The 18,065-nt window shown below is 67.3% G+C and carries 14 protein-coding genes; 7 read left to right on the top strand and 7 right to left on the bottom strand.

Going from position 1 to position 18,065, the window contains the following annotated elements; all coding sequences use genetic code 11:
• Positions 1 to 207: 207 nt before the first annotated feature.
• The 4 genes from glnA (GK109_RS02040) (at position 208) to GK109_RS02025 (ending at position 5,623) form a co-directional block, all read left to right on the top strand.
• Positions 208 to 1,548, top strand: a complete 1,341-nt coding sequence (gene glnA / locus GK109_RS02040; protein WP_157238496.1) for a type I glutamate--ammonia ligase — start codon at positions 208 to 210, stop codon at positions 1,546 to 1,548.
• Positions 1,549 to 1,557: 9 nt separating this feature from the next.
• The gene (locus GK109_RS02035; RefSeq protein ID WP_370460327.1) at positions 1,558 to 4,569 is read left to right on the top strand and encodes a bifunctional [glutamine synthetase] adenylyltransferase/[glutamine synthetase]-adenylyl-L-tyrosine phosphorylase; all 3,012 of its coding nucleotides are present in this window, start codon (positions 1,558 to 1,560) and stop codon (positions 4,567 to 4,569) included.
• 80 nt (positions 4,570 to 4,649) lie between these two features.
• Entirely contained in the window at positions 4,650 to 5,093 is a 444-nt protein-coding gene (locus GK109_RS02030) for a VOC family protein (RefSeq protein WP_157238495.1), read from the top strand.
• A 5-nt stretch (positions 5,094 to 5,098) separates the two neighbouring features.
• Complete coding sequence (locus tag GK109_RS02025; protein ID WP_157238494.1) at positions 5,099 to 5,623, top strand: GNAT family N-acetyltransferase; 525 nt, start codon at positions 5,099 to 5,101, stop codon at positions 5,621 to 5,623.
• Positions 5,624 to 5,900: 277 nt separating this feature from the next.
• On the opposite strand, the gene glnA (GK109_RS02020) is transcribed toward GK109_RS02025, so the two are convergent.
• A complete protein-coding gene (glnA, locus tag GK109_RS02020; RefSeq protein ID WP_139028876.1) occupies positions 5,901 to 7,325 on the bottom strand; it encodes a type I glutamate--ammonia ligase in 1,425 nt (474 codons plus the stop codon).
• A gap of 319 nt (positions 7,326 to 7,644) precedes the next feature.
• Here glnA (GK109_RS02020) and GK109_RS02015 point away from each other — a divergent pair, with 319 nt between their 5' ends.
• On the top strand, positions 7,645 to 8,082 hold the full coding sequence (locus GK109_RS02015; protein ID WP_321215938.1) for an RDD family protein: 438 nt from the start codon (positions 7,645 to 7,647) through the stop codon (positions 8,080 to 8,082).
• 39 nt (positions 8,083 to 8,121) lie between these two features.
• Here GK109_RS02015 and GK109_RS02010 read toward each other — a convergent pair whose 3' ends face one another.
• From GK109_RS02010 to lipB, 4 genes are all read right to left on the bottom strand, one after another.
• The gene (locus GK109_RS02010) at positions 8,122 to 8,478 is read right to left on the bottom strand and encodes a DUF3817 domain-containing protein (RefSeq protein ID WP_157238493.1); all 357 of its coding nucleotides are present in this window, start codon (positions 8,476 to 8,478) and stop codon (positions 8,122 to 8,124) included.
• Positions 8,479 to 8,561: 83 nt separating this feature from the next.
• Positions 8,562 to 9,314, bottom strand: a complete 753-nt coding sequence (locus GK109_RS02005) for a DUF4191 domain-containing protein (protein ID WP_157238492.1) — start codon at positions 9,312 to 9,314, stop codon at positions 8,562 to 8,564.
• Positions 9,315 to 9,412: 98 nt separating this feature from the next.
• A complete protein-coding gene (gene lipA, locus GK109_RS02000; RefSeq protein WP_321215939.1) occupies positions 9,413 to 10,432 on the bottom strand; it encodes a lipoyl synthase in 1,020 nt (339 codons plus the stop codon).
• Positions 10,429 to 11,097, bottom strand: coding sequence for a lipoyl(octanoyl) transferase LipB (gene lipB, locus GK109_RS01995; RefSeq protein ID WP_157238491.1), 669 nt, complete (start codon positions 11,095 to 11,097; stop codon positions 10,429 to 10,431). Before lipB ends, lipA begins: the two co-directional genes overlap by 4 nt.
• Before the next feature lie 164 nt (positions 11,098 to 11,261).
• Between lipB and GK109_RS01990 the strand changes: the two genes are divergently transcribed.
• Complete coding sequence (locus GK109_RS01990; RefSeq protein ID WP_157238490.1) at positions 11,262 to 12,932, top strand: serine/threonine-protein kinase; 1,671 nt, start codon at positions 11,262 to 11,264, stop codon at positions 12,930 to 12,932.
• Between the two features lie 40 nt (positions 12,933 to 12,972).
• Here GK109_RS01990 and GK109_RS01985 read toward each other — a convergent pair whose 3' ends face one another.
• The gene (locus tag GK109_RS01985; RefSeq protein ID WP_157238489.1) at positions 12,973 to 13,899 is read right to left on the bottom strand and encodes a TIGR01777 family oxidoreductase; all 927 of its coding nucleotides are present in this window, start codon (positions 13,897 to 13,899) and stop codon (positions 12,973 to 12,975) included.
• A 73-nt stretch (positions 13,900 to 13,972) separates the two neighbouring features.
• Here GK109_RS01985 and GK109_RS01980 point away from each other — a divergent pair, with 73 nt between their 5' ends.
• The gene (locus GK109_RS01980; RefSeq protein WP_157238488.1) at positions 13,973 to 17,470 is read left to right on the top strand and encodes a S41 family peptidase; all 3,498 of its coding nucleotides are present in this window, start codon (positions 13,973 to 13,975) and stop codon (positions 17,468 to 17,470) included.
• 83 nt (positions 17,471 to 17,553) lie between these two features.
• Here GK109_RS01980 and GK109_RS01975 read toward each other — a convergent pair whose 3' ends face one another.
• Positions 17,554 to 17,982, bottom strand: a complete 429-nt coding sequence (locus GK109_RS01975; RefSeq protein ID WP_157238487.1) for an OsmC family peroxiredoxin — start codon at positions 17,980 to 17,982, stop codon at positions 17,554 to 17,556.
• Positions 17,983 to 18,065 lie beyond the last annotated feature (83 nt).

Genomic DNA, 18,065 nt, shown 5'->3' with positions numbered 1-18,065 from the left:
CATAGAAAGGCGCTGGAGCAGGTCCCCGGAAGCGGGCGAGGGGTGCACTCCGGAGGCAAAATCGGGCGGGGAGGTGTTAACGCTGTGTTACGCGCGGGGCAGGCTCCAGCATCGGGGCCGAATGCTTAGTACAGTGTTGGTGAACTGCTGCCGGCTTTTCCCCTCTGCGGACCCGGAGCATGGACGTTGACCGGAGAAGAGGCCATCATGGACCGCCAGCAAGAGTTTGTCCTGCGCACAATCGAAGAGCGCGACGTACGGTTCGTACGCCTGTGGTTCACCGACGTCGTGGGCTCGCTCAAGTCCGTGGCACTTGCCCCCGCTGAAGTTGAGGGCGCCTTCGAGGAAGGCCTGGGGTTCGACGGTTCCGCGATCGAAGGCCTGGCCCGGGTGTTCGAATCCGACATGCTGGCCCAGCCTGATCCCTCCACGTTCCAGATCCTGCCGTGGCGCGGCGAAACGGAGCAGACCTCCAGGATGTTCTGCGACATCCTCACGCCCGACGGCGAGCCGTCCGCGGCGGATCCGCGCAACGTGCTGAAGCGGACCCTCGCGAAGGCGGCGGACATGGGCTTCACCTGCTACACCCACCCGGAAATCGAGTTCTACCTCCTCAAGTCGCAGGAACCCGGGCCGGACGGTGCACCCGTGCCGGTGGACGAGGGCGGCTATTTCGACCACGTTCCCGGCGGCGTGGCACAGGACTTCCGCCGCACGGCAGTGACAATGCTCGAATCCGTGGGCATCTCGGTGGAGTTCAGCCACCATGAGGCAGGCCCCGGCCAGAACGAAATCGACCTCCGCTATGCGGATGCACTTCAGACGGCGGACAACATCATGACGTTCCGCACCGTGATCAAGGAAGTGGCACTCCAGCAGGGCACCTACGCCACCTTCATGCCCAAGCCGTTCACCGCCCATCCCGGATCCGGCATGCACACACACTTCTCCCTGTTCGAGGGGGACACCAACGCCTTCTATGAGGCCGGCGCGGAGTTCCAGCTGTCCAAGACCGCCCGCCAGTTCATCGCAGGCATCCTCAAGCACGCCCCCGAATTCACTGCGGTGACCAACCAGTTCGTCAACTCCTACAAGCGGCTCTGGGGCGGCGGGGAAGCTCCCAGCTACCTGAGCTGGGGGCACAACAACCGCTCGGCGCTGGTCCGGGTTCCGCTGTACAAGCCGGGCAAGGGCCAGTCCGCCCGGATCGAGTACCGCGGCATCGATTCCGCGGCCAATCCCTACCTGGCCTACGCCGTCCTGCTGGGCGCCGGCCTGAAGGGCATCGAGGAAGGCTACGACCTTCCCGCCGCCGCCGAGGACGACGTCTGGTCGCTCAGCTCGGCGGAACGCCGCGCCATGGGCCACGATCCGCTTCCCGCCAGCCTCCATGACGCCATCCGGACCATGGAAGAGTCCGAACTGATGCCGCAGATCCTGGGAGAGCAGGTTTTTGAGCACTTCCTGCGCAACAAGCGCGCAGAGTGGCAGGACTACCGCCTGCAGGTGACGCCCTACGAGCTGCAGCGCAACCTCGGCATCCTCTAGGCGGCGGGCGTGAGCCTGGCACGCCGCCTCATTGCGGCCGGTTTCAGCGACCTTGAAAAGGGTGAGCGGTTCCTGGCTGCCCCGGAGCTGGAAGGACTGGACCAGGACAGGCTGTTCGCGGGCCTGCACATGGCAGCCAGCCCGGACACTGCCCTCCAGTCCCTGGTCCGCCTGATCGAAAAGCACCCGGACCTCCGGGACCTGGCCGCCGCCGACCCCGACACCAGCGAACCGATGTACAGGGTGCTCGGTGCGTCCGAGGCGCTGGGGGAGTTCCTGATCCGCCACCCGGAACACCTGGAGGCCTTCCGGGTCCGGGCGAGCCCCGAGCCGCTGCAGTCCGATCCTGCCACCCTGCGCGAAGTCCTCCTGCAGTCCGTGGGCGCCGACCCGCGTGCCGAGCGCCCGGTGGCAACCAGCACCGGAGCCGATGCCTATGCCGCCCTGCGCACGGCCTACCGCAGGGGGGTGGTGGACCTCGCCGTCAAGGACCTGTGCGCCGCCGATCCGTTGGACTTCCTGCCGGCCGTGGGCGGCGAACTCGCAGACCTCGCCGGGGCAGCCATCGAGGCGGCCCTCGCGGTCTCGCGTGCCGAAGCCGCCGGCCAGTACGGCGCGGACGCCGTCGCCGGCGTCGGACTGGCCGTCATCGGCATGGGCAAATGCGGCGCCCGGGAGCTGAACTACATTTCCGATGTCGACGTCATTTACGTCGTGGACCCCGGCGCCCTCGAGGACGCGCAGGCGAGCACCATCGGCTCTGCCCTTGCCAGCGGCATATCCCGTGCCATTTCCTCCGTGGCGCGCGAACCGGGCCTGTGGGAGGTGGACGCCAACCTGCGGCCGGAAGGTAAGTCGGGGCCCCTGGTGCGCACCTTGGCCTCGCACGAGACGTACTATGCCCGCTGGGCCGAAAGCTGGGAGTTCCAGGCACTGCTGAAAGCAAGGACCATTGCCGGTGACGCCGCCCTGGGCCGCCGCTACGAGGAAGCCGTCGCGCCGCTGATCTGGAGTTCGGCAAGCCGTGACGGTTTCGTGGAATCCGTCCAGGCGATGCGGCGCCGGGTCACCGAGCACATTCCGGCCGCGGAGGAGCAGCGGCAGATCAAACTGGGCCGCGGCGGGCTCCGCGACGTTGAGTTCACCGTCCAACTCCTTCAGCTTGTGCATGGAAAGGCAGATGAAACGCTGCGACGGCGTGACACCACCTCTGCCATCGCCGCGCTGTCCGCCGGAGGGTACATCGGGCGCGCCGACGCTGCTGCGTTCGACAACGCCTACAGGTACCTGCGGCTGCTGGAGCACCGCATCCAGCTTTTCCAGCTGCGCAGGACCCATCTCATGCCGGTGGCTGAACCGGCCCTCCGGTCGCTGGCCAAGGCCGTGCTGGGGCCCTTCTCAAACGAGCGGCCCCATCCTGACGCACTGCTGGCCACCTGGCAGAAAACCAAGCGTTCGGTACGGGAACTGCACGAGCGTATCTTCTACCGGCCGCTGCTCAACACGGCGGCCAAGCTCAGCAGCGAGGACGCGAAGCTGACCCCGGAAGCCGCCCAGGGCAGGCTGGCAGCCCTCGGATATCGGGATCCGCAGGGCGCCATGCGCCACATCGAGGCACTCACGGCGGGGGTCAGCAGGCGCGCCGCCCTGCAGCGGCAGCTGCTGCCAATCCTGCTGGACTGGCTGGCCGAGGGCGTGGACCCGGATGCCGGGCTGCTTGCGTTCCGGCGCGTCAGTGAAGCCCTGGGAACCACGCACTGGTACCTGGGAATGCTCCGGGACTCCAGCGCCGCAGCAGAACGCCTGTGCCACGTGCTCTCGAATTCCAGGCTGATAGCCGATCTCCTGGAGGTCTCGCCCGAGTCCGTGGCCTGGCTGGGCCACGACAAGGACCTGGTCCCCTTGAGCTTCGAAGCGCAGTGGCAGGAGATCACCTCCAAGATGTCCCGGCATGCGGATCCGGAGAGTGCCATGCGGCTGATCCGGCTGATTCGGCGGCGGGAAATCCTCCGGATCGCCGTGGCAGATTCAGCCGGGCTACTGGCCCAGGACCAGGTGGGGACGGCGCTGGCGGACACCGACCGTGCTGCCGTCCTGGGTGCCCTGCGGGTGGCCGAAGGCATCGTCTCCGCCGGCGGGCCGCTTAAGACGGCCGTCCTGGTGGTGGCCATGGGCAGGCAGGGCGGCCGCGAGATCGGCTACGGTTCGGATGCGGACGTTATGTATGTGCACAGGGCCCTGCCCGGTTTCAGCCAGGAGGAAGCGCAGGAGCAGGCCGCACGGATCGTCGCGAAGGTCTCCACCCTGCTGACGCAGCCCCTTAAGCCGGCCATCATGGCCGAGCGCGTCCTGCAAATGGACGCGGACCTGCGGCCGGAGGGAAAGAACGGGGCCATGGTCCGCTCCTTGGACTCCTTTGCCGAGTACTACCGGAGATGGTCCCTGATCTGGGAAGCCCAAGCGCTCCTGAGGGCACGCCCCATGGCCGGTAACGACGATCTTGCCAAGGATTTCATCGAGCTCATTGACCCCATCAGGTACCCGGAAAGCATTGCGGATACCGACGTGCGGGAGATCAGGCGGATCAAGGCGCGCGTGGAGGCAGAACGGCTTCCCCGCGGGGCAGATCCCGCACGGCACCTGAAACTGGGCCGCGGCGGGCTGAGCGACGTCGAATGGCTGGTGCAGCTACTCCAGCTTCGGCACGCCGGCCGGCACCCCGAACTGCGGACAACCTCGACGCTTGCGGCGCTGGAAGCCGCCGCCCAGCTGGGCTTGCTGGCCCGGGCGGATGCCGACCTCCTGGCCCGTGCGTGGCGCCTGGCCAGCCGCATCCGGTCCGCCAACGTGATCTGGAGCGGCAAGGCCTCGGACCTGCTGCCCTCTTCCCGCCGCGACCTGGAAGCCGTGGCGCGGTGGTGCGGGTACGAGCCCGGCCAGGCAGCCGTCCTTGAAGAGGACTACCTGCGGGTCAGCAGGCGGGCCCGGGCAGTCTTCGAGCGGGTTTTTTACGGACAGTAGCCGCCCCAGGCAGCCGGACGCCTCCCTGGCGATGGCTGCGAGTGGCTGACACCCGCCCTGGCCGGTGCTACTTTGAGCCCATGGCAACCCAAATCTATTTCAACCTGCCCGTCAAAGACCTGAAACGCTCGGTGGACTTTTTTGCGGCCCTTGGCTTCTCCTTCAACCCGGACTATACCGACGAGAATGCCACCTGCATGATCGTCAACGAGAACGCCTACGTCATGCTGCTGGTGGAGTCCTTCTTCAAGACCTTCACCTCCAAGGACGTTGCGGACAGCAAGGGCTCCGCGGAGGCGATCATCGCCTACTCCGTGGACAGCCGGGAGGCCGTGGACCAGGCCGTCAGGACCGCCCTGTCCTCCGGCGGGTCACCGTCCGAGAAACCCCAGGACTACGGATTCATGTATAACCACAGCTTCCAGGATCCGGACGGCCACCTCTGGGAAGTGATGTGGATGGATCCGGCCGGTCCGCCGGCCGAGTCCGCAGCCGGCGGCAATTCCGCCGGGCCGCAGGCCTGAGCGGCATGGGCCGGAGCGTATGGCTCATCCCGCTCCAGGACCTCGACGCCGACGCCCGGGCTGTCCAGCTGGGAGCCGTGGCAACCCTGGAGCCGGGCCCCGGGCAGGAGCGGTTCGTCGGTGACCCGCTCCGGATGGCCCTGGCAGGACTGGCTGAGGAATCGCGGCGGCCCTACGTCATTGAGTGCGCCGGCAGGGCCGTCGGCGTGCTGACCCTGCAGGCCGGGGCAGCACGCCTGGCAGGATGGCCGGACGAGGCGTCTGCGTGGCTGCTGAGGGGTTTCCTGATCGACCGGCGGGAACAAGGCCGCGGGCTCGGCGGCCTCGCCGCAGCCGCCGCTGTGGCGGCCGCTGAAAAACTCACCGCCCGGCACCAAACCCGGGAGGCCGGCGTCGTCCTTTCAGTCAACGAAGCCAATCCTGCGGGCGTGTCCGCCTACCGCCGGGCCGGGTTCGAGGACCGGGGCCAGTACACCGGAGGGGCGGCAGGACCCCAACGCATCATGTTCCGAAGTTTTCGGCCACAATAGCGTCTCGGCGCCGGGGCGCCGTTTGCACTGAGAAAGCGATTGCCCGATCATGTGGATTGGCGGTGTTCTCCAACCTTGTTGGGGGGAAGGCTGGAACGGTCTTCATCCCGGGGGGCATTCGTCAGGGGGTCCGGTTCCCGGTCTCAGCACGTCTGGAACCGGGCCCCCACCTCCATTTCCGTCCCGGGTGCGACTTTCCCGGGCACGCAAAAGGCGGCCATCGGATAACCGGTGGCCGCCTTCGCTGCCTTAGGAGTCCTGGAGACCAGGTCCGGGACTAGACGCCGTAGTAGAGCTCGAACTCGTAGGGGTTCGGGCGCAGGGACAGCGGGCGGATCTCGTTCTCGTACTTGTACTCGATCCAGGTATCGATCAGGTCCTGGGTGAAGACACCGCCGGCCTGCAGGAACTCGTTGTCCTCGCGCAGGGCCTCCAGTGCTTCTTCAAGCGTGCCCGGAGCCTTGGGGATGTCCTTGGCCTCTTCGGCGGGGAGCTCGTAGAGGTCCTTGTCGATCGGGGCCGGGGGCTCGATGCGGTTGCGGATACCGTCAATGCCGGCCATCAGCTGGGCAGCGAACGCCAGGTACGGGTTGGAGGAGGGGTCCGGCGCGCGGAACTCGATGCGCTTGGCCTTCGGGTTGGTGCCCGTGATAGGGATACGGATACCGGCGGAGCGGTTGCCCTGCGAGTAGACCATGTTGACCGGAGCTTCGAAGCCCTTGACCAGGCGGCGGTAGGAGTTCACCGTCGGGTTGGTGAAGGCCAGGACGGCGGAGGCGTGCTTGAGCAGGCCGCCGATGTACCAGCGGGCGGTGTCGGACAGGCCGGCGTAGCCCTTCTCGTCGTAGAACAGCGGCTCGCCACCGTTCCAGAGCGACTGGTGGCAGTGCATGCCGGATCCGTTGTCGCCGAAGACCGGCTTGGGCATGAAGGTTACGGACTTGCCCCAGGCGTCTGCGGTGTTCTTGATGACGTACTTGAACTTCTGCAGGTCATCGGCAGCGTGGGTCAGCGTGGTGAACTTGTAGTTGATCTCAGCCTGGCCGGCGGAGCCAACTTCGTGGTGGCTGCGCTCGACCTCGAGGCCGGCTTCGTCCAGTGCAACACACATGGCGTCGCGGAGGTCAGCCTGCTTGTCGGTGGGGGAGACCGGGAAGTAACCGCCCTTGACGGGGGTCTTGTAGCCGAGGTTTCCGCCCTCTTCCTCGCGGCCGGTGTTCCAGTGGGCTTCCTCGGAATCGATCTTGTAGAAGCTGCCCTGCGGGGAGGACTGGTACTGGACGTTGTCGAACACGAAGAACTCGGCTTCGGGAGCGAAGAACGCGGTGTCCGCGATGCCGGTGGATGCCAGGTACGCCTCAGCCTTCTCGGCAACGCCGCGGGGGTCGCGGTGGTACGGATCGCCGGTGCGCGGGTTGACGATGGAGAAGTTCAGCGCGAGGGTCTTCTCCATGCGGAAGGTGTCCAGGAACGCCGTGGTGACGTCGGGGATGAGCTGCATGTCAGACTCAGCGATGCCCTGGAAGCCGCGGATGGAGGATCCGTCGAAGAGCTGGCCGTTGATGAAGAAGTCGGCGTCAACACTCTTCGCGGGGACGTTGAAGTGCTGCTGGACGCCCGGAAGATCGGTGAAACGGATGTCGACGAACTTAATATCTTCGTCCTTGATGAACTTGAGGACTTCGTCCGCAGTCTTGAACATCTATGCTCCTTACGCATATGTAAATATCTGGCGTGCAAGCCAGCTGATCCAGCGCAATCCGAAGGCAGGGAAACAACGCGGTGTTCCCCTGCCTTCAGTACCCTGCCGCAATAGCCTGCCGTGTACTACCTGCTGTGTCTTGCCTTCCGGCGGATTGCTTGAAACTGGTAACAGCCTATGGACGCGGCATTTCCCGTCCATGTCCGCATTGTTTCGGGCAGGTTACAGAATGCCCTGATATGGCAACGCTATCCTCTGTCCACACTGTGGTCTAACCCCATCCACAGTGTGGTCGGCAGGAAGTCGCTAAACTTGGACGGTGGTAGATCGCAAAGACATCGGCTCCTGGCTCTCCGGCCCCGACACCTCGGGCATATCCAAGTATCCGGGGGAGCGGCTGGGACTGCCGGAGTCAGGGCCGGGCTCCATTGCGCGGGCGGGCCGCAGGATCGCCGCGATCACGATCGACTGGACCGTTGCGCTGCTGATCAGCAACTTCGCCTTCGCGGGCGACGCCTGGGCCACCCTCGCAATCTTCGCCGTAGAACAGGCCCTGCTGGTAGGGACCCTCGGCTACAGCATTGGACACCGTGCGGTGGGCATCCACGTGGTGAGGGCCGGGGGTGGTGCGCCGGGTCCGCTGGCCGCACTGGTGAGGTCCCTGCTGCTTTGCCTGGTGATTCCCGCGGTGATTTTCGATCCTGACCACCGCGGCCTCCACGACAAGGCAATGAATACGCTGCTGCTCCGCCGCTAGGGGCTCGAAGCCCCGGCGGCGCGGCGCGCACCCGGCAGGCTAGACCGAACTTGGTTCCCGGACAGTGGCTGCGCCGGAAGGTGCCCCGGCAACGCTGAGGTACCGGCGCTGTCCTGCCCACCGTTCGAACAGGATGGTGGCGAACGGGAACACGGCGGACAGGCCTGCGAACAGGGCCACCACAAAGGGCCAACGCTGCAGCCGCCAGAGTCCCAGGGCGCAGACGCCATACCCCACGAACAGGGCTCCGTGAATGGGGCCCGCCACCTGGACGCCAATTTCCGTGGTGCCGGCGATCCACTTGAAGTACATGCCGATGAGGAGGGCCGCCCAGCTGAAGGCTTCCGCGACGGCCAGGATCCGGAACGCGCGGATCACTGCTTTGGTGAGGGTCATGGTGTTGTCCTGTCCTGCCTTGGGGGCTGCAAAGAAAACGCCCCGGCTGCCGGCCTAAGCCGGAACCGGGGCGGGTTCAAAACCTAGCGTCCGCGGTTGGGACGCGCCTTGTAGGGGTCAATGCCCTTGGGAATCGGGAGGCGGTTGCCCAGGGATGCAATCCGCTTCGACACCGCATTCACCTCAAGCTTGGTCAGTTCCTTCTTGAGCTTGCCCATCTTCTTGGCCACTTCGCTGAGGGGAACCTGGCCCTCGCCGCGGCCGCTTTCAATGACGTGCACGGTGACGTTGGGCAGGATGCGCGCGAGGCGCTTGCGCTCGGCCTCCAGCAGCGGCTTTACGCGGTGCGTGGGGCCTTCGCTGACGAGCACGACGCCGGGACGGCCAATTGCGCGGAAGACGGCGTCCTGCGTGCGGGGGTTGACGGCAACGGGCTGTTCCTCGGTGATCCAGCCGCGCCGCAGGGTGCCCAGGGCAGCGCCGGAGGCGCCGGGCTGATCCTCGATCTGCGCGAAGGCGGCACGCTCGGCCCGGCGCGACAAGATGAACGTGGCACCGAGCAGGCCCAGCGGGATGCCGATGATCAGGCCGGTGATCCAGTTGTCCAGCCAGAAGCCGACCAGGAAGCTGACAGCCACAACGCCAAGGAAGACCAGCAGCATAAGCCACGGAACCATGGGGTCATGACGGCGCGTCATGGTGAAGACTTCGCCGATCTGCTTGAGCCGGCTGGGCTTCTTGACCTTGGCCTCTTTGGGCTTCCGCGAGAAGAGGCCACGCTTGACTGCGCTGGAGCCAGACGGAGTGGAGTTGCTGGAATCAGGGGATTTCGCCATAGTTCCTCAATTCTACGTGACCAAAGCCCAAGGGCCGGCACCGGAGTCTTCCGGTGCCGGCCCTTGGGTGGCGCTGTGATTTTGTGGCGGTGCGCAGCTCAGGAACGGGCGGCGAGCAGTGAGCTGGCTTCCTGGCGGGTGGTGCCGGAGTCCTGGATGCCGTCGGCGATGTGGGCGAGTTCGGCGGGGATGTCGCGGCCCTTCTTCCGCATCGCGGTGGCCCAGAGCCGGCCGGCGCGGTAGGAGGAACGGACCAGTGGTCCGGACATGACGCCGAGGAAGCCGATCTCGTTGGCCTCGTCCTGGAGGTCCACGAATTCCTGCGGCTTGACCCAGCGGTCCACCGGCAGGTGCCGCTCGGACGGGCGCAGGTACTGGGTGATGGTGATCAGGTCGCAGCCGGCCTCGTGCAGGTCCCGCAGCGCCTCGGAGATCTCTTCCCGGGTTTCGCCCATGCCCAGGATCAGGTTGGACTTGGTCACCATGCCCAGGTTCCGGCCCTGCGTGATCACGTCCAGGGACCGCTCGTAGCGGAACGCGGGCCGGATCCGCTTGAAAATCCTCGGCACCGTCTCCACGTTGTGGGCGAAGACCTCGGGCCTGGAGTCGCAGATCGCTTCGATGTGTTCGGGTTTGCCGGAGAAGTCCGGGATCAGCAGCTCCACCCCGGTGCCGGGGTTCAGTTCGTGGATCTTGCGGACCGTTTCGGCGTACAGCCACACGCCCTCGTCCTCGAGGTCGTCACGGGCCACCCCGGTGACGGTGGCGTAGCGCAGCTGCATGGCCTGCACGGAGCGGGCCACCTTGGTGGGTTCGAACCTGTCCACCGGGGAGGGCTTGCCGGTATCGATCTGGCAGAAGTCACACCGCCGGGTGCACTCGGACCCGCCGATCAGGAACGTGGCTTCCTTGTCCTCCCAGCACTCGAAGATGTTGGGGCAGCCGGCCTCCTCGCACACCGTGTGCAGGCCTTCCTTCTTGACCAGGTTCTTGAGCTGGACGAACTCCGGGCCCATCTGGACCTTGGCCTTGATCCAGTCCGGCTTCCGCTCCACCGGGACAGCCGAGTTGCGCTGTTCAACGCGCAAAAGCTTCCGGCCTTCAGGTGCCAATGTCACAGTAGAGCTCCTTCGGGGGTAGCGACCAGGGCGTCTTCATTCTTGCGCAGTTCTTCGGTGATCCGGGAAACAAGGTCAGCGGGGGCAACGTCATGGCCGGTTTCCCGGGCAATGGTTGTCACGCCGGCATCCGTGATTCCGCAGGCGATGATCTGCGAGTACGGTGCAAGATCGTTGTTGCAGTTGATGGCGAAGCCGTGCATGGTCACGCCCTCGTGCACCCGGATGCCGATGGCGGCGATCTTCCGGTCCGGACCCTTGCTGTCCGCGGTGATCCACACCCCGGCCCTGCCCTTGATGCGCACGGCGTTGATCCCGTAGTCAGCGAGGACCGCGATGATCACGGATTCCAGGCGTTCGACGTAATCGCGGATGCCTGCCCGGTTCTTCAGTTTGATAATGGGGTATCCCACCAGCTGGCCCGGACCGTGCCAGGTCAGTTTCCCGCCGCGGTCCACCGGGACCACCGGGGTGCCGTCGAACGGCCGTTCGTGGTCCTCGGTCCGTTTTCCGGCGGTATACACCGGTGCGTGTTCCAGGAGGAGGACAGTGCTGGGTGCCATCCCCGCGACCACTTTGTCATGGAGTTCGCTCTGGATTTCCCAACCATGTGTGTAATCGACAAAATCCGGAGCAAGACCCAGCTGTGAAAACTCAAGAGTCATGGCATCCAGCTTAGACCCCGCGGCGTCCCGCGCCCGGTTTAGTGCTTAAGCTCACCCACCTGCAGGGGGCACGTCACAGGGGCTCCGGCACAAGCGCGGAGCCCCTGATGGCATGCCTGTGGATAACTTCTGCAGGCCCTGCCGGATTCGGCTAGACATGAGCTATGGAAGATTTGCAGGCACCCGAGGTGCCGGGCTTCGCCGTCGAACGCCTGCTAGGGCAGGGCGGGAGCGCGGTTGTGTGGCTGGCCAGGGAGCAGAAGACGGGGCGGAACTTCGCGGTGAAATGCTTCCGCTCAGGCCCGGCCCGGTCAATCCGCCCGGAGACGGTGACGGAAGACGCCGTGCGGCGTGAGATCCGGATCCTGTCCGTCCTGGACCACCAGCACCTGGTCAAAGCGCGTGACGCCGTCCGGCTGGGAGGACAGCCGGACGGCGGGACGGCGCTGGTCATGGACTACGCTTCCGGCGGGTCCCTGGCCGCCCTGGTATCCAGCCGCGGCCGGCTCACTGTTGGCGAAACAGTGACGGTACTGACGCCCCTGGCCCAGGTCCTGGGCTACCTGCACAGCAAGGGATTCACCCACTCGGACGTCTCCCCGGGAAACGTCCTGTTCACCGGACAGGGCAAACCGCTCCTGTCCGATCTCGGCATAGCGCGGATGCTGGGTGACCCGGGCAGTACCGCGCTTTCCGGGACGCCCGGCTTCGTGGACCCGGCCCCGGTGGACGCAGTGCGGGGCCTCCAACCGGAACGGGACGTCTATGCGACGGCGGCACTCGGGTGGTTTTGCCTGACCGGCCAGGCTCCGCCCCGTACGGTTGACCGGCCGCCGCTTTCCCTCCTGGTTCCGGATGTTCCACGGGAGTTGGCGGCCGCCCTGGAGGCCGGGCTCAATGAAGACCGGAGGCGCCGGCCCACGGCGGCTGCCCTGGCCACGGCCGTCTACCGCAGTGCCTCGCCCCGGCCGCTGGACCTCGCGGCCTCGGTCCATCCCACGGTGATCCCGGAATTGATGACCCGCCGGCACATCCCGGCGCCGTCCCGGCGCGGAGCAGTCAAGGACAAGGCCGCGGCCGCCGGCAGGCGGTTCGCCGCTGCGAAGTGGGGGGCGCTGCCGCTTTCCAGGCAACGCATGCCCTTCCCGAATGCCACGGGCGAGGTTCGTCCTTCCCGAGGAAGGCACGCTCTCGCAGCGCCGGGCAGGGGGCGGCGCCGTTCTCCGGTGTTGCGGCGAGTGCTGCCGGCGGCCGCGGCGGTGGCTGCCGCAGGCGTGTGGTGGCTCGCTGGAACCGGTGGTACGGCCGCTGAAACTGCCCCCGCCGCCCGGGGATCAGCTGCCGCCGCTGCGCCGCCGCCCGTGGCTGCCGGTACGGCAGCCGCTGGAGCAGGGAGCGGCACTGAGGGCGGGGCAGGCCCTGCCGATGCCGCCAGGCAGCAGGCCGGGGACTCCGATCCCGTCCAGGCGGTGGAGGGACTCGCCCTCCTGCGGGACCTGGCTTTCAGCAGGGGCTATTGGGAACTGCTGGCAGAAGTCAATGCCAAGGATTCGCCGGCAGCGGTCTCGGACCAGCAGGCAGTGGAGCGCCTGCGCAGCTCCGGCCACATCCTCGACGGGTTCTCAAGCAACCTTGCGGAGCTCCGCACCGAGGACGGCGCAACAGCCGAGCGCGCCGTGGTGCGTGTCCTGTCCAGTTCCTCCGCCTATGAGGAGAAGGATGCCCAGGGCGTGGTCGTTGGGGCCGGGCCGGCCGCCGGAGCGCGCCAGCTCAGGCTGGTCCTCGTAGCCGGGGACGGCAGGTGGCGGATCAGCGAGATCCTGCCGGGCTCCTGATCTTGCCGGGCTCCTGATCCTGCCGCAGCGGCCGGCTGCCTTAGCCCAGGCCGGCCCCTTCTTTGCCGGCAACCTTGTCCTGGCCCGCAACCCACTGCGCGGCCTGTGCCAGCGTGGGATGCTGCCACTGGAATCCGGCCGCCCGAAGCACGGCAGGCTCCATGCGCTGGCTGGACAGCAGGAGTTCGTCCGCCAGCGCACGCATCACCAGCCGGAGGACCGGGGCAGGTACCCGCAGGGCCGCGGGGCGGTGCACGGCGCGGGCAAGGGCCGACACCAGGGTATTGACGTCGGCGTCCTCGGGAGCACACAGGTTGACCGGCCCGCTAATGCCGGACTCCAGCAAAAAGAGGAACGCCGCGGAAACATCCGGAAGGGTAATCCAGGGCCAGTACTGGCGGCCGTTTCCCAGCGGGCCGCCCACGCCCAGCCGGATCAGCGGCATCAGCCTGCCCAGGGCGCCTCCCTTCCGGCTGAGTACCACGCCCGTCCGGGTCACCACCACCCGCACACCCGGGGGAGCGGTGGCAGCGGCGTCCTCCCACTCCCCGCAGATCGCGGCCAGCGTTCCGGAACCCCGCGGCGCATCTTCACGGAGCACAGTATTTCCCGCGTTGCCGTAGTAGTTGGAGCCGGACTGGCTCAGCAGGACATGCGGCGGGGAATCCATCTGCTGCATCGCCCGGGTGAGGGTGCGCGTTGAATCCACCCGCGAGCGGAAGAGCTCCTCAACGCGCCTGCGGGTCCATGGCCGGTCACCGATGCCGGCGCCGGAGAGATTGACGACGGCGTCAGCCCCGGCCAGGGCCTGCGGGTCCAGTTCCCCCGCGGCAGGGTTCCACCGGACTTCCGCCGCCGTGCCGGGCTTCCGCCTGACCAAGGACACGACGTCGTGTCCGGCGTTCCGGAAGGTTGCTGACATGGATTTGCCGATCAGCCCGGAGGCCCCGGCCATGACGATACGCATGGTCCATCTCACCACGCCACGTGCGCGGCGGCACCTCCCGACAGGCCGCAGGGGGGGTGACTATGATCGAACGATGACCTTTTCGAGCTACTTCCGTTTCCCGCATCTGCATGGTGATCTGGTCACTTTCGTGGCCGAGGATGACGTGTGGATTGCGCCCCTGGGCGGCGGCCGCGCCTGGCGCGTCTCGGCACTCCAGCTGCCCGCCCGCAATCCCCGCTTCACTCCCGACGGGAAGCGGCTGGTGTGGACAGTGGTCCAGGGAACGGCGCCTGAGGTGGTATCGGCAGAGGCCGACGGCGGGGGATACCGCCAGCTGACGTACTTCGGCCACAGCACCACGAGGGTAAAGGGCTTCACCGCCGGCGGTGCGGTAGTGGTCACGAGTGCATTCCGCCAGGCCGAAAGCAGGCACACGCACGCGTACAGTGTCCCGCTGGAGGGCGGCTGGGCCGAGGAACTCCCGTACGGGCCGGTTGAGTCCGTGGCCTTTGGCCCGGAGGTGGGTGACGAGCGGCCAGTGGTGGTGGGCAGCGTGCTGTCCCGCGAACCCGCCTGGTGGAAGCGCTACCGCGGCGGCACGGCAGGGAAGCTGTGGATCGACACCGACGGCAACGGGGAGTTCGAGCGCCTCCTTCCGGAGCTTGAGGGCAACCTCGCTGATCCAATGTGGGTGGATGGCCGCATCGCGTTCCTTTCCGACCACGAGGGTTACGGCAACCTGTATTCGGTCCTGCCGGGCGGAAAGGACCTGCGCCGGCATACGGACCACGAGGACTTCTATGTCCGGCACGCCTCCACAGACGGCAAACGCGTGATCTTCGAGTCCGCCGGTGAGCTCTGGGTGCTGCACGACCTCGGTTCCGACGCCGTCCGGCTGGACATCAGCCTGGGCTCCGCAACGCAGTCCAGGCGCCCTGTACTGCTGAAGGCGGCCAAACACCTCGGCGCGGTGGTACCGGACACCAGCGGCTCTGCAAGTGCGGTCGAGGCCCACGGCACCATCCACTGGCTCCGCCACAAGGATGGTCCGTCCCGCATCATTGAGGCAACGCCGGGGGTCCGCGCCCGCCTGCCCCGGCCCCTTGGCGACGGCCGGCTTGCCTACCTGGCGGATCACGATGGCGTGGAGGCGCTGTACATCAAGGACATCGCGGCCCCTGTGCCGCACCCTGCCGCTGCAGCCGGCACAGCTGCAGCGGGCACAAAGGGGACCAGCGCGGCATTGGACAACGGCGCGCCGCCGGAGGACGCCGTGGTGCTGCCGCAGCCCGTCCCTGCTGCCGGCGCTGCCGTGCTCGCCGGGAACACGCCGGCCGCCCATGCCTCGGACGAGCAGGCCGACGTCGCGCCTGAATCCGGCGCCCCGGCTGCGGAGGCACCGGCAGGGCCGGCCGCAACCCGCATCGCCTTCCCCAAGCCGTCGCGTGCCAGTGCCCTCGAGGCGAGCCCGGACGGTCGCCGGATAGCCCTGGGCACGTCCTTCGGTGAGGTCTACGTGGCAGACACGCGCACGGGCGAGCTGACACTGGTGTCCAGCATCGGCGAGGGCACGGTTGCGGACCTCGCATGGTCAGGGGACTCGCAGTGGCTCGTATGGTCGGAGCCGGTCACGTCCTTTGGTTCGCGCAGCCGGCTGCGGCTGGCCAACGTGGCAAAGCCCGGCGCCGCCCCGGTGGAAGTCACCGACGGGCGCTTCTGTGACCAGTCGCCGGCCTTCACCCCCGACGGCAGGTTCCTGGCCTTCCTCTCCAACCGCAGCTTCGATCCGGTGTACGACGGACACTCCTTCGACCTCTCCTTCCCCAGCCCCATCAAGCCATACCTTGTAGCACTCGCCTCGGATACGCCGTCGCCCTTCGGCCCCGCCGTGGACTCCGACGGTGCAGGCACGCCGTCCGCCGAGGCAGCCGGGCAGCAGGACGGCACGGGCCCGGAGCAGCCGGAGGTCCGGGTGGATCCCGAGGGCCTGGCGCACCGGGTCATCACCGTGCCCGTGCCGCAGGGCAACTACACGTCCCTGAAGGCCGCCGAGGGGGCACTGCTGTGGCTCGACTGGGCCCTGGCCGGCGTGACCGGTGATGGAAAAGCCAGCCAGGAGGACAAGGATTCCCGGCCCAGCCTGGTCCGGTACGATCTTGGCCGGCGCAAGCAGGCCACCCTCGTGGACGCGCTGGACAGCTACCGGCTGTCAGGGGACCGCAGCAAGGTGGTGCTGATCTCGGACAAGCAGGTGACAGTGGTCCCGGCCGACGCCAAGGTGGACGAGGAGTCCGGGAAGCTGGTCAAGGTTGACCTCGGCCGGATCAGGGTCATGATGGACCCGCTCAGTGTCTGGGGGCAGGCTTTTGACGAGGCCTGGCGGCTGCAGCGCGATTTCTTCTGGACCGAGGACATGGCGGGGCAGGACTGGGATTCCATCCACCGGCGTTACCGTCCCCTGGTGGAGCGCCTCGGCTCGCACGATGATTTGGTGGACCTCCTGTGGGAGCTGCACGGCGAGCTGGGGACGTCCCATGCCTACGTCCGGCCGGCGCCCGTCACCGAAAACGGCAGCCACGGCCAGGGCAGGCTCGGCGCGGACCTGGCGTACGTCTCCGGCGGGTGGGAGATCACCCGGATCCTTGCCGGCGAGTCCTCCGATCCGCTGGCCACTTCACCCCTGACCAGGCCGGGAGTCGGCGCAAAGGCCGGCGACTTCCTGCTGGCTGTCGACGGCGTGCCGCTGTCCGAAGGCATCACCCCGGCCATGCAGCTGGTGGGAGCAGCCGGGCGGGCTGTGGAGCTCACCCTCCTGAATGGTCCGGCACACGGGGCCGCAGCAGGCACCCAGCGCCGCGTCGCCGTCGTTCCCGTCAAGGACGAGGAGCGCCTGCGGTACCAGGAATGGGTGGCCTCAAACCGGCGCACCGTCCGCGAAGCCTCCGGGGGCAAGTTCGGCTACCTGCACATTCCGGACATGATGGCCAACGGCTGGGCACAGCTGCACCGGGACCTTGACACGGAAACTGCGCTTGACGGCCTCATTGTCGATGTCCGCCGCAACCGTGGCGGGCATACCTCGCAACTGGTCGCAGAACTGATCGGCCGCAAGGTGACCGGTTGGAGCATGCCACGCGGGGAAAAGCCGCGAACCTACCCGCACCACGCACCGCGCGGACCCGTGATCATTCTGGCCGACGAATTCGCTGGCTCGGACGGCGACATCATCACCCAGGTGTCCAAGCTCAGGGGGATCGGACCGGTCATCGGCACCCGCACCTGGGGCGGCGTGGTGGGCATCGACAACCGCTTCTCCCTTGCCGACGGCACCGGCGTGACGCAGCCGCGGTACGCCACCTGGTTCGGCGGCGGCGTGGGCTGGGGCGTGGAGAACTACGGCGTCGACCCGGACATCGAGGTCACCTACCCGCCGCACGCCTATGCGGCGGGCCGGGACCCCCAGCTGGAGTACGGCATTGGGGCGCTGAAGGAAATGGTCCAGGAGCTGCCCACGGACCGTCCGCCGGCCCGGGAAGGGTACCGCCGGCTGCGTCCGGCTCCGCTCCCGGCGCGCCGACAAGGCAACTGACCGGGGCCGCGCGGGAAGCAGAAAAAGGCCCCGCCTGTCCGGAACATTCCGGACAGGCGGGGCCTTTTGCCATCAGCGCCGGATCAGGACTCCAGCGTTGCATCCAGGGTGATGTCGATGCTGGCCAGGGCGCCCGAAACGGGGCAGCCCACCTTGGCCTCGCCCGCGATCTTCTGGAACTCCTCCTCGGAAATGCCGGGGACCCGTGCCGACATGGTCAGGTGGCTGCCGGTGATTCCGGTACCGGGGACAAACGTCACGTCAGCCTTGGTGCGGACTTCCTCAGGCGCGTGGCCCGCCTTATCGAGTTCGTTGCTGAACGCCATCGAGAAGCACGCGGCATGGGCTGCGGCGATGAGTTCCTCCGGGCTGGTCTTGCCGTTGGCCGCTTCGGTACGGGCCTTCCAGGTGACATCGAACGTGCCCAGGCCTGAGGTGGCCAGGCTGGTGGTACCGGCGCCTTCCGTCAGGTTGCCGTTCCATACTGCGTTTGCTGAACGCGTTGCTGCCATGTTCACTCCTCAGATTGATCGAATCCGGGGCAGGCCGCTGCCTGGACCCCGCCGTGTCCCATCCTAGGGACTTCAGCGGCTGC

This window comes from Pseudarthrobacter sp. GA104, from assembly GCF_009741265.1.
Classification (GTDB): domain Bacteria; phylum Actinomycetota; class Actinomycetes; order Actinomycetales; family Micrococcaceae; genus Arthrobacter.
This window is presented reverse-complemented; position numbering and strand designations above follow the sequence as displayed.